At 36.4% G+C, this 12628-nt stretch carries 13 protein-coding genes; 3 read left to right on the top strand and 10 right to left on the bottom strand.

Going from position 1 to position 12628, the window contains the following annotated elements:
* Positions 1 to 68: 68 nt before the first annotated feature.
* From ACFOW1_RS04455 to ACFOW1_RS04435, 5 genes are all read right to left on the bottom strand, one after another.
* Positions 69 to 1850 (bottom strand): ABC transporter ATP-binding protein, encoded by a 1782-nt coding sequence (locus ACFOW1_RS04455; protein ID WP_379012514.1) that lies wholly within the window; start codon positions 1848 to 1850, stop codon positions 69 to 71.
* Between the two features lie 85 nt (positions 1851 to 1935).
* Entirely contained in the window at positions 1936 to 3228 is a 1293-nt protein-coding gene (locus tag ACFOW1_RS04450; protein ID WP_379012513.1) for a metal-dependent hydrolase family protein, read from the bottom strand.
* A gap of 82 nt (positions 3229 to 3310) precedes the next feature.
* A complete protein-coding gene (locus ACFOW1_RS04445; RefSeq protein ID WP_379012512.1) occupies positions 3311 to 3526 on the bottom strand; it encodes a hypothetical protein in 216 nt (71 codons plus the stop codon).
* Positions 3527 to 3559: 33 nt separating this feature from the next.
* Positions 3560 to 3901, bottom strand: coding sequence for a hypothetical protein (locus tag ACFOW1_RS04440; RefSeq protein WP_379012511.1), 342 nt, complete (start codon positions 3899 to 3901; stop codon positions 3560 to 3562).
* A gap of 10 nt (positions 3902 to 3911) precedes the next feature.
* On the bottom strand, positions 3912 to 4547 hold the full coding sequence (locus ACFOW1_RS04435; RefSeq protein WP_379012510.1) for an RNA polymerase sigma factor: 636 nt from the start codon (positions 4545 to 4547) through the stop codon (positions 3912 to 3914).
* A 275-nt stretch (positions 4548 to 4822) separates the two neighbouring features.
* Here ACFOW1_RS04435 and ACFOW1_RS04430 point away from each other — a divergent pair, with 275 nt between their 5' ends.
* Positions 4823 to 5584: a phosphosulfolactate synthase gene (locus ACFOW1_RS04430; RefSeq protein ID WP_379012509.1), complete on the top strand. Its 762-nt coding sequence runs from the start codon at positions 4823 to 4825 to the stop codon at positions 5582 to 5584.
* Between the two features lie 77 nt (positions 5585 to 5661).
* Positions 5662 to 6405, top strand: a complete 744-nt coding sequence (locus ACFOW1_RS04425) for a shikimate dehydrogenase family protein (RefSeq protein ID WP_379012508.1) — start codon at positions 5662 to 5664, stop codon at positions 6403 to 6405.
* A 146-nt stretch (positions 6406 to 6551) separates the two neighbouring features.
* Here the strand turns inward: ACFOW1_RS04425 and ACFOW1_RS04420 are convergent, their stop codons facing one another.
* Positions 6552 to 8204: a CTP synthase gene (locus ACFOW1_RS04420; RefSeq protein WP_379012507.1), complete on the bottom strand. Its 1653-nt coding sequence runs from the start codon at positions 8202 to 8204 to the stop codon at positions 6552 to 6554.
* Between the two features lie 353 nt (positions 8205 to 8557).
* Between ACFOW1_RS04420 and ACFOW1_RS04415 the strand changes: the two genes are divergently transcribed.
* Positions 8558 to 9430 (top strand): dienelactone hydrolase family protein, encoded by an 873-nt coding sequence (locus tag ACFOW1_RS04415; RefSeq protein WP_379012506.1) that lies wholly within the window; start codon positions 8558 to 8560, stop codon positions 9428 to 9430.
* Positions 9431 to 9523: 93 nt separating this feature from the next.
* On the opposite strand, the gene ACFOW1_RS04410 is transcribed toward ACFOW1_RS04415, so the two are convergent.
* The 4 genes from ACFOW1_RS04410 to ACFOW1_RS04395 all read right to left on the bottom strand — a co-directional run bounded on the left by ACFOW1_RS04410 (position 9524) and on the right by ACFOW1_RS04395 (position 12564).
* Entirely contained in the window at positions 9524 to 10540 is a 1017-nt protein-coding gene (locus ACFOW1_RS04410; RefSeq protein WP_379012505.1) for a fatty acid desaturase, read from the bottom strand.
* An 84-nt stretch (positions 10541 to 10624) separates the two neighbouring features.
* The gene (locus ACFOW1_RS04405) at positions 10625 to 11791 is read right to left on the bottom strand and encodes an MFS transporter (RefSeq protein ID WP_379012504.1); all 1167 of its coding nucleotides are present in this window, start codon (positions 11789 to 11791) and stop codon (positions 10625 to 10627) included.
* Positions 11792 to 11862: 71 nt separating this feature from the next.
* Entirely contained in the window at positions 11863 to 12342 is a 480-nt protein-coding gene (locus ACFOW1_RS04400) for a phosphatase PAP2 family protein (RefSeq protein ID WP_379012503.1), read from the bottom strand.
* 81 nt (positions 12343 to 12423) lie between these two features.
* A complete protein-coding gene (locus ACFOW1_RS04395) occupies positions 12424 to 12564 on the bottom strand; it encodes a hypothetical protein (RefSeq protein ID WP_379012502.1) in 141 nt (46 codons plus the stop codon).
* Between the last annotated feature and the right edge of the window lie 64 nt (positions 12565 to 12628).

Below are 12628 nucleotides of genomic sequence, written 5' to 3'. Positions count from 1 at the left end.
TATAAAAAAGAACGTTCACCCATTTGGGGTGAACGTTTCTTTTTATAACTTCTTGTAAATGGAATTTATCATGCGTTTTTACGCTCACCAATTTGTTGACGCCACATTGCGTAATATAAACCTTTTTCGGTAAGCAATTCATGATGACTGCCCGTTTCTACAATTTGCCCCTTTTCAAGTACATAAATACGATCTGCATGCATGATGGTACTCAAGCGGTGTGCAATCATTACAGTAATCTGATTTTTCTCTTCAGAAATAGCTCGGATGGTATTGGTAATCGCCTCTTCGGTAATAGAATCTAAAGCAGAAGTTGCTTCATCAAAAATGAGTAAATGAGGCTTTCTAATAAGCGCTCTAGCAATTGACAAACGTTGCTTTTCCCCACCACTCAATTTTAAACCACCCTCACCAATCATGGTGTCTAACCCTTTCTCAGCTCGTGATAATAAACCTTGACAACTTGCTTTGTTCAAAGCATCCATCAAGTCGGCTTCGGTAGCATTTGGCGCTGCAAATAATAAATTTTCTTTAATTGTGCCACTAAATAATTGGGTATCTTGGGTTACAAAACCAATTTGTCCACGTAATTCATCAAAGTCAATAGCATTACCAGGATTACCATTATAAAAAATAGTGCCTTCTTGTGGGCTATATAAACCTACCAAAAGTTTTACCAACGTACTTTTTCCAGCACCACTTGGACCAACAAATGCGATGGTTTCGCCCAATTTTACATCAAATGAAATATGCTCTAAAGCCTTGTACGAAGCCGTATTGTGTTGGAAAGAAATATCATCAAATTTCAAAGCATCAATATCGCCAACTTGCAAAGGATTTGTTGGTTTAGGATCTACCGATTTGTTCATGAGCGTATCGAAATTATTAATAGATGTTTCTGCTTCACGGTAAGAAGTAATAATGCTTCCGAGTTCTTGCAATGGCCCAAAAATGAAGAAACTATAAAATTGCATTGAGATTAACTGACCTGTTGTAAGCTTACCACCAAATACCAACCAAGTTAAGATAAACAAAATGCAAGCTCGCAAAAAGTGTACAGTGGTACCCTGCAAAAAAGCAATGCTTCGAACACGTTTGATTTTGGATAATTCTAATCCCAAAATCTTGTATGTATTTTCATTTAAACGCTTTACTTCTTGCTGTGTTAAACCTAAACTTTTAATCAACTCAATATTGCGCAAACTTTCAGTGGTACTACCTGCTAAAACAGCTGTCTCTTTTACGATAGTTTTTTGAATCGTTTTTATTTTTTTACTTAATGCGCCTACTAAAAATGCTAATATTATAATACCCACAAAATATACAACTATCAAGCTCCAATGAATAGCAATAGTAACTATTAACAAGAAAACAATTCCTACTAAAATCGGGAATAACACATTAATAAAATAGCCAATAAATTGTGAACAATCTTGTCGTACTTTTTGTAAAATGGATAATGTTTCACCACTCCTTTGATCTGCAAAATCTTGGTAAGGTAAGCGCATAGAATGTTGCAACCCGTCGGTAAACACTTTCGCACCAAATTTTTGTACTACTCTATTTACTACATAATCTTGAAAAGATTTAGCAATACGAGATACCATTGCTACGCAAATAGAAAGAAACAACAAAAAACTTGTATGCTTTAAAAACTCAGTTTTACCAACAGATGGTTTTATGATATAACCACTGCTTTTACTTAAATCACCAGCAGTATTCATATAATCTATGATTTTACCAAAAATGGTTGGATCTAGCAAAGAAAACACCTGATTAATAGCGGCCAAAAGCATGGCTAGTACTAATTGCCATTTGTAAGGTTTAAGGTACGTAATTAAAAGCTTCATTCAATTGTATTTTGGTGTCTTGCGAAGTCAACAATCATGCGCTAACACTATCTTATGACAATATAACATTGCCGCATTGGAAATATTATTTAATGGATTTATATACAACACCATCTTTCATTACAAATTTCACATCGTTTAACAAAGCAATGTTTTTAGTGGCATCACCTTTAACGGCTATAATATCTGCAAACGCGCCTGTTTTTAATTCACCAATTTTACCTTGTTGGTCTAGCAATTCTGCTGCGGTTGTAGTAGCTGTTTGTATGGCTTGCGTTGGCGTCATACCCCATTGTACCATAAAGCCAAAGTCGTTAGCTTGCGGTAAATTCCAATCGTAACCACCTATATCAGTACCATATGCAATTTTTACACCCTTGGCTAATGCCTTTTTAAACATGCCAGGTACAGTTTCTCTGAAATAAGCATTTATTGGGCTACCCGCTTTTAGTCTACCATCTGCAACAAAATCGTTAACAAAAATGGTAGGGCACCAAAAAATACCTTTTTTAACCATCAGGTTCATACATTCTTCATCCATCCCACTACCATGCTCTATGGTAGAAGCACCTGCATTTATGGCAGCTAAAATACCATCACGTGTCATTGCATGTGCTGCCATTTTTCTACGATTTCTTGTCGTTTCGTCTCCAATGGCTGTAATTTCTTCTGTCGTAAAATTGGGAATGCTTCTATAAGTAGTATCGTTAATGCGATAATAGCTTCTATCAGCATAAATTTTTATCCAATCTGCACCACGCGTTATTTGCTCCCTTGTGGCGCGTCTCGCTTCATCAGCACCAGTAATTTCTTGTAAGCCCTTAGGCATTTTTAACTCCCAAGCATAATCACTTTCTTTTATTGGATAATGACCCGTAGTGTTTAAAGCCAAAGTAGATACAAATAGTCTTGGCCCAGGAATAATGCCTTTATTAATTGCTTTTTTTACATCCACATCTGCATACCCAGCGCCTTCTGTACCAAGATCACGTAAAGTTGTAAACCCATTATTTAAAGCAATAGCACAACTGCGTGAAGCCCTTAATGTTCTATAAGGAATGCTTTCTTTTAATAATTGAACGTCGTAATCTTCACTTGTAATATCGCCTTGCAATAAAATATGTGTGTGGCAATCTATTAAACCTGGCATAACAAAATAGCCCGATAAATCGATAACTGTATCTGCCTTGACAGTCACGTCTTTGGTTGCCACAATGCTTTGAATAATGTTGTTGCTGACAATAATCGTTTGATTAGTAAGTACTTGACCAGCTTTGGTGTTTAAAACTTGACCGCACTTTATAGCGGTCGTTTTTTGCGCAAATATTGCTGTAATCAGCAAAAAGTTGAAAATTGTGAGTTGAAAATGCTTTGTCATAAGTTAATTAGTTTTGATAATGTTTTAAAAATACAACTAATGACGCTAGCAAAAGTTCGAATTTGATAAAAGGTAGTAAATATTAATCTACTAGTTCAGCGCAATAGTAACCTGCATTGTTAAGCACGGTTACGACAGTATTTGGGTGCAATTGTTCAGCTTCTATGCGTAGTACTCTGTCACAATCGTGCAAGTCTACGTTCCAAGCTAAAATACCATCTATTAATTTTAAGTGAGGTGACAAGTATTTTAATTGTTTCTTGTCCTCTATATTAGTTTTAAACACAAGTATGTTCATAATAGTTAGTGTTATGGTTATAGTATATGGTTTTTAGTCATTCGAACTTAGTTTTCCCCAAGTTTTGCATTTATTACGCCATTCTTGCTTAAATCTCTCACGTTCTTCTGGGTTCATTTTCTCCCATTTTTCTTTCATATTTTGCTTCCAGCTATTGCCTTTGCCACACCAACAATTACCTTTAAAACCACCAAATAATATTTTAGCCAATACTAAAATACCGATGGCTTGTGGGTAAGTAATTAGTTTTACTGAGGTTACATCTACCAATACGCCATTCCATAAGCGCATAACCACATAGCCAATCAATGCTACAAAAGCTACGGCCATAACAGAGAAGCCAATTATTTTTTTAAACCAAAATTGCTTATTCATCATTCGTTGTTTAATAGTTTAATAATTCGTCTTTTAACACTTGCAAGCGTTCTCTTAAATGCAGCACTGCATAGCGTTTTCTAGACAATAATGTGTTTATGGATGCACCAGTTATCTGTGCAATGTCTTTGTAAGAAATATCTTCTAGCTCGTGCATTACAAAAACTTGCTTTTGTTCTTCTGGTAATTCGTCTAATGCGGTTTGCAACGTTTCCCAAAACATATTGCGCAAGTAGGCAGTTTCAGGATTATCGTTTATATCAGAAAAAAGTTCTGCCCAGCCAAGCATGTCATCATCATTGGTTTCGTAAATATCGTCTAGCAATTCTGGCTTATGCTTGCGCTGTACATCGGTAATTCTATTACGAGCCACTCTAAACAACCATGCGGTAACTTGTTCTATAGGTTGTGTATTACCGATAAATTGATAAAAAACATCTTGCAAAATGTCTTCTGCATCTGCGTCTGTATTCACACGTCTGCGAATAAAGCCCATTAAACGTTTGCTGTAAGTACTTACAACGTCGGCTATATTATTTCGTTTAACATCTTGCATTGATGTTGCTAAGGTAACTGCTGCATCCATCTTAATAAAGGCTGACGAACTAGGAAATAAAATATTGTATACTCGAAAAAAGATAGCCAAAAGCTACCTATTGACTCGGGTAGATAAAGCTTCATAATGATATGAACGTACAAGTGTGCGACGCAACGATGCTTAATAGTACTACAACTGTTGGTAACCAAATAAAATACCTAATATTTAACAATGTTAAAACGACACTAGGGCTATAAAAGACTTTTAAAAAGCTACTTATCCTTATTTTTGCGACCACTGATAAAACCCAAATTAGAAAAGTGCCGATAAGCACTTGCACATATTAAAAATACTTATCGGCAGGTAATCATAAAATAAAACACATGAATTTCAATTTATCACAAATTCCAGTACGCACAAGTCAACCACGTGTTAATGGCCTTACCATGGTGATGGATAAAGGTCTTAGTTTAAGCGAAGTTCATAATTTTATGGAAGGTTGCGGACCGCATACGGATATTGTGAAATTGGGTTTTGGTACCTCGTTTGTAACACCAAAACTGCGTGAAAAAATAGAAGCTTACCAAACCTATAATGTGCCTTTGTACTTTGGTGGCACTTTGTTTGAAGCCTTTTTAATTAGAAATCAAATTGATGATTTTATAGCGGTTTGCAAAGATTATAATATTACACATGTTGAGGTAAGTGATGGTTCTATCTCAATACCACATGCCGAAAAATGCGGATATATCGAAAAATTGACCAAACATTTTACGGTGTTAAGCGAAGTTGGTAGTAAAGATGCAACACATATTATGGCGCCTTACAAATGGATAGAATTAATGCGCGCTGAACTAGAAGCTGGGGCAAGTTATGTAATTGCTGAGGCAAGAGAAGCTGGTAACGTTGGTATTTACCGTGGTAGTGGTGAGGTAAGGGAGGGCTTGGTACAAGAAATTTTAACCCAAATACCAGCTGAAAAAATTATTTGGGAGGCACCACAAAAAGCACAACAATTATATTTCCTAGAATTAATAGACCATAACGTAAACCTTGGCAATATTGCACCAAACGAGGTAATTCCTTTAGAAGCAATGCGTATTGGTTTAAGAGGCGATACATTTCATTTGTACTTAAATAAATAAGTTGATAGATGTTAGTTGACAGATGACAAATAGTCAAAGACTGTCAACTAACATCTGCCAACTGTCAACTTCCTTTTATGCGCTTATTTGCCCTTATTGGTTTTCCGTTGACACACTCATTTTCAGAGAAATATTTTACTGAAAAATTTGCTCGTGAAGGGATTACCGATGCTAATTTCAAGGCATTTTCTTTTGAGCAAATTGATGATTTAAAAGGCATATTAGCAAGCCATCCAAACCTTGAAGGTTTTGCCATTACCATACCACACAAAAAAGCTGTTTTAGATTTTTTAAACGAAAGCACTACCGCTGTAAAAGTGATGGGTGCTTGTAACTGTGTGCGAATAAAAAATGGTAAGTTATTTGGCCACAATACAGATGTGCTGGGCTTTGAACTATCGTTTGCCCCGCTATTGCAACCACATCATACCAAGGCTTTGGTATTAGGTTCTGGTGGCGCTTCTGCTGCGGTAGAATTTATTTTAAACAAGCGTGGTATTGACTACAAAATTGTATCACGTAGCAAAAAAGATGAACGTAATTATTTAGTGTATGAAGAAGTAGATGCTGCTTTATTGCAAGAATATACCATCATCATTAATGCCTCCCCAGTAGGCACTTATCCAAATGTAGAGGAAGCCCCTAACCTACCTTATCACTTATTAACGCCACAACATTATCTGTTTGACTTAGTATATAACCCTGCAGAAACTAAGTTTTTACAACTTGGCAAAGCGCAAGGTGCTACTGTAAAAAATGGTTACGATATGTTAGTACTACAAGCAGAAGAAAACTGGCGTATTTGGAATGATTTGGTGTAGAATGATTGGAACGCAGATGACGCTAATTTAAAGGACTAAGACGGATTTTGCTTTCCCCTTTTCCTTAAGACAATAAGATATAAAACAGTCAAGGCGAAACTTGCGTTTCGCCTTGACAAAAACTTCACCTTTCACAACAACACTTCTTATATCAACGAATCTTGCAATGCCGCAGATGATTTTAAACTGTCTTTTTTATCGTTATATTCTTTGGCTGCCCCAATAAAACTTACAAATAATGGTGCGGGTGCTTCTACCGTACTTTTCAATTCTGGGTGGTATTGCACACCGATAAAGAATGGATGATTTGGTAATTCAATAATTTCTACCAAGCCCGTATCTGGGTTTACACCACTCATGACCATACCATTTGCTTTGTATTGCTCTAGGTAATCATTGTTAAACTCATAGCGGTGGCGATGGCGCTCACTTATAGTTGTCGTATTATAAATTTTATGCGCCAATGTACCTGCAGTAATCTCACATGGGTAAGCGCCCAAACGCATGGTACCGCCCATCATCTTAATTTTCTTCTGCTCTTCCATCATATTTATTACCGGATTGGTAGTATTGGCATCCATTTCTGTTGAGTGTGCATCTTTTAAACCTAAAATATGTCTGCCATATTCTATCACGGCCATTTGCATACCCAAGCAAATACCAAAAAATGGCAACCCATTCTCACGAGCATATTGCACTGCAATAATTTTACCATCAATACCTCTATGACCAAAACCAGGCGCTACCAACAAACCGTCTAAACCTTCTAACTTTTCTTGCACATTATCATTTGTAATAAATTCGCTATGCACATTTATCACCTCTACTTTTACTTCGTTCATAGCTCCTGCATGAATAAAGCTTTCTAAAATAGATTTATACGCATCTTGAAGTTCTATATATTTCCCTATTAAACCAATGGTTACTTTACTTTTTGGATATTTCAATTTATCCAAATACTCTTTCCATCTATCTAGTTTAGGCTCGCTATATTCAGTAATATTCAACTTTTTCAAGCAAATTAAATCTAGCTTTTCACGCAACATGAGCATTGGTACTTCGTAAATGGTACTCGCATCCATCGCTTCTATTACTGCTTCTTGTTTTACATTACAGAATAAAGCTATTTTTCTTCTAATATCATTACCAAGCGGTTCTTCCGTTCTACATACTAACACATCTGGATGTACACCATTTTCACTTAATAGTTTTACACTATGTTGAGTAGGTTTGGTTTTCAATTCTTTAGCTGCTTTTAAGTAAGGCACCAAGGTTAGGTGAATCACCATCACTCTATCTTCGGGTAATTCCCATTGCAACTGACGAACGGCTTCTACAAACGGCAAACTTTCAATATCACCAACGGTACCACCAATTTCAGTAATCACAATATCAAATTTGCCGCCTTTACCAAGCAACAACATTCTACGTTTAATTTCATCGGTAATGTGCGGAATTACCTGTACTGTTTTACCCAAAAAATCGCCTGCACGCTCTTTATTAATTACCGTTTGGTAAATTTTACCCGTGGTTACGTTATTCGCTTGCGATGTATAGCTATTTAAAAAACGCTCATAGTGGCCTAAATCCAAATCCGTTTCTGCACCATCTTCTGTTACATAACACTCACCATGTTCGTAAGGGTTTAAAGTTCCTGGATCTACGTTAATATAGGGGTCTAATTTTTGAATGGTTACACTCAAACCTCTTGCTTGCAGCAATTTTGCCAAACTTGCCGCGATAATACCTTTACCCAAACTGCTCGTTACACCACCTGTAACAAAAATGTACTTTGCCATATATATCTTCTTTGTATACTTTTTATTAATTCTTTTTGGCTACCAGCTTCAGCTTTTCAATGTTGCATCGTTGCGTCGCACACTTGAACGCCTTGTTCTTTATGCAACTTTTATCACAAAAACACCAAAACAAACAGCAATAAAACTACCCATCACCACCTTTCGACCAAATGCCTTGGTGGCAATACTAGTTTTTGACCTTAAAATAGAATGATTATTGAGTATAAACCCACTATTGAAGTCATGCAAAACTAAAAGAAAAAAAGCGTTTAAAAAAAATTGTACTACCAAAAGCGAACAAGCTAAACAAGATACTGTTATTTTAATGTTGAAACATTAACCACAATAAACACATGAAAAAATTATTAACATTAACAGTAGCAGCTTTTGCAACAGCTGCCTTACTTAGCTACACATTTAAACCATCAGAGCCAGCTTTTTTATCTCGTGAAGGGTACATCGCCTGCTATCATCAAACCAAAGATCAAATTGAATTAGATGCCGCTAATCCAAATTTTGCAGCACTACACATGGCGCCAGCTTATTATAAGCTTGAAAACCCAACAGGCACTATGATTAGTTTTAAAGCAGAAGGCGGTGATGCAAAAGGCTATTTTATTAAAAGTAAGAAGAAAACGAATAAATGGCTGTTTGTAATCCAAGAATGGTGGGGCTTAAACGATAACATCAAAAAAGAAGCTGAAACATTTTCAAAAGAATTGGGTGATGTTAATATTTTAGCACTAGACATGTATGATGGAAAAGTGGCAAGCGTACCAGACAGCGCCATGCAATATATGCGCAATGCAAAATCTGAACGTTTGGAAGCAATTGTAAAAGGTGGTTTGGCTTATGCAGGTACTTCTGCTAAAATTTATACTGTAGGATGGTGCTTCGGTGGTGGTTGGAGCCTTCAAACCACATTACTAGCTGGTAAGCAAGCGGCAGGTTGTGTAATGTATTACGGTCGTCCAGAAACCAATGTTGATCGATTAAAAACAATCAACTGCGATGTAATTGGCTTTTTTGCAAATAAAGACCAAGGTATTCCACCTGCAGCAGTAGATGCTTTTGAAAAGACAATGAAAGAGATTGGCAAAAATATTACTGTTAATCGTTATGATGCTGGTCATGGTTTTGCTAACCCAAGTAATCCTGTATACGACAAAGCTGCTACAGAAGATGCACACATTAAAACTATTGCTTTCTTAAAAGCACATATGTAAGATAAAAGTCCATAGTCCATTAGTCGATAGACACTATATTTACGAAAGAAAGCCGTTGAAATTCAACGGCTTTCTTTATATTCAAATCTATTATTACATTTCCTGCGCCAATAAATCTTTTGATGTTTCTACATCATACATAGCCATATCATTCAATTTGGCTTTCCCGCGGTTTGCTCTTGCCATTCTTGAAAACACTGATAATTCTTTATTAAACAAAAACTGAAACAATAATATTGTATACGATTTATGGCTATGCAAAGAATCATAATATATGCCACCAATAGCTTTCAGCTTTGGTAAATTATTCCAAGGTATTGATGGAAAATCATGGTGCTCGTTATGATAACCTACATTTAAGTTCACTGTATTTAATGGTCCATAATAGCTTTTCGTTTCTTGGTCACCGTGGGTTAAATAATGCTCTTGCACCCATCTTGCGCCCAAAGGGTGCAAACCAACAGAAAAGAAAAAACTCACTAGTAGAAATACCAAAGCTTTCGGCCCAAGAAAAAAAACCAATGCACCCATAAAAGTAACTTCCACAACAATATTTACAATAGTCCATGTGTCTAATAAAGAAATCTCTTTTAACCTTGCTGGGCGTAACATTTGAAACAATGGATAAAGCAATAACCAAATAGCTTTACCAATAACAGAGTTGTTAATTAATCGCGCTTCCCAATGGTAAGGCATATCGCCATCTAGTTCTTCTACGCCTTGAAAAGAGTGGTGCTTGATATGATATTTTTGAAAAGAAATAGCACTTGGCAGCACCATTGGCAAATTAGCAATAATGGCGGCGATTTTATTTGAGCTTTTAGCTTTAAATACCAAGTTATGCGCACATTCGTGAATGCATACAAATAAAGTGTGGCAGGCAAATGCGCCTATTAAATAGGCCGCTCCAAATACTAGCCACCAATTTTTATCTTGTAAAACATAAGCCAATACCAACTGCACGGCTACGCAAAATAAAATGATTAGAAAGGTGTAAGGATTTCGACCAATTAGTTGTCTAATTTCTGGGTGTTCTTTAATAATTGCAGATGTTCTTTGCTTATGTGGTTCGGGTTTCTCGCTCCACTGAAAGGTGTTTCGGGTTATCATATGACGCGTTTTTTGTTGCTTTGCAACTTATCGAAAAATAACTGAACACTTACAATTTGTTGAAAATAAAATCGCTATTGGTTTCTAACTCTTAATCTTCATTTTGGTTACCAGTGCTAGCATCCCTAAAGACATTAATACGCCCATGGCAAAAGACCATCTCAAATTGGCTACTTCTGCCACATAACCTATAGCTGGCGGCCCTAATAAAAAGCCTAAATAACTAACTGTAGATACAGAGGCAATCGCCACACCTGGCGCTCTTGTACTGCTTCTACCAGCAAGCGCCATTGTTAATGGTATAATGCACGAAACGCCTAGACCTACCAATATAAACCCTAAAATTGCTGGTATTACATAAGGCAAACTTATAGATAGCAAAAGACCAAGGGCGATAAAGCAACTACAACCTTGCAACACTTTTTTAGTACCTATTTTATTAATCATCCAATCGCCCAAAAACCTACCTGTAGAAGAGGCACTCATAAAAGCAATATAGCCAGCTGCGATTAATGCTTTAGGGGCGTTTACTATTTTTTGGAAATAAATACCGCTCCAGTCGTACATAATACCTTCACAAGCCATACAAGCGAAAGCAATTAAACCAATTTTTAGAAGCGCCCTATCCGGCAAATTAAACCACGATGCTTTGGCACTAATATCTTCAGTTTTTTTAGCATCGTATCGTACGGTGTGCTTATAAGCGATAGACATGATAATAAAACATAACGCACCCACCATAAAAAAATGCCACACAGGTGTAATATCTTTCGAAATCATCCACCCACCAACAGCAGCAGCCGCAAAACCCGAAACGCTCCATATACCGTGAAATGTAGAGATAATAGACTTAGGAAATAATTTTTGCACCCCTACAGCTTGTGTATTGACTGGGATATTCATCATATTACGAGAAATGCCAAATAAGAAAAGCACACCCATAAACTGCCAATTATTGGTAACAAAGCCTAAAGAAAATAACAATATATTATACAATATAGAACCAATCAACATAATATAACGACTACTATATTTCTGTAACAAAATACCTGTAATGGGTAGTGTTACTATTAAGCCCAATGGCGCTGCAAACAATGCCGTACCAAGTTGGGCATCGTTTAAATGTAGTTTTTGTTGTAGCGTAGGAATACGACTAGCCCAGCTTGCAAAACCAAAGCCTGATACAAAAAAGAAAGCGGCTACACCATACCGTAGTTGCTTTGGTGTAGATATGTGGGTATTTATACTCATAACAATAAGCTACAAAAGTAAGCTTAAACGTTACCAAAGACCATATACCAACCAACTAAATAGCAAAGGTATTAGTGGAGTAAATGAATAACAAAAGTGGCTATATTTCTTGTGCTAACGAACATATCAGCTATTTGATACGACAGTAAAAAGAACAGCGGATAAAAAATATGTCGCCTACGTTCGCCCATTGCTAGTATGGTTGCTGATATTTTGTGCCTTATAAAAGTGGTATTAGCTAATGCGACCATTATACAACCAATAGCGGCGCCGCCTAAGATATCTGTAGTATAATGCAAGCCGAGATAAATGCGAGGCAGAGCAATAAAAATAGTGGTATATAACACTGCAAATAGCCCTATTTTCTTAGAAGCAAACCATAAACCTAAAGAGAGCCCAAAAAACAATGTCGCATGGTCGCTAGGAAAAGAACTGAGGTTATCAAACAAATCGGTATTTAAATTATAGGCTTCCCGTAAATGATTTTGCACATCAAGAATTGGGCGAATTCGAAACGGTAGTAAATTGGCACAAACGCGTGCAATAAACATGGCTACGAAACAACCCAAAATACCAGAGATAATAGCAATGCGTTTTTCTTTCTGATTATCCCACTCAGAAAACCATACCCACTACAATGCGGTTATTAATACACCGCCTTTTAGAAGTTGGCAATTAGATAAAAAAACGACTAATTCGTCAAAGTGTTGAGAAGTATGCACCACTTGATTAAGTGCATATGTAATAGTGCTGTCAAAAGGGTTAATAGGCATTTTAAGGGATTTTGTAAAATGAATATAAGATAATTTGAAATAATATTCTTGTATTTAAACCCAT

The sequence above is a fragment of the Parasediminibacterium paludis genome (genome assembly GCF_042651445.1).
Classification (GTDB): Bacteria; Bacteroidota; Bacteroidia; order Chitinophagales; family Chitinophagaceae; genus Parasediminibacterium; species Parasediminibacterium paludis.
The sequence above is the reverse complement of the archived record's forward strand: the minus strand, read 5'-3'. Positions and strand labels throughout refer to the sequence as shown.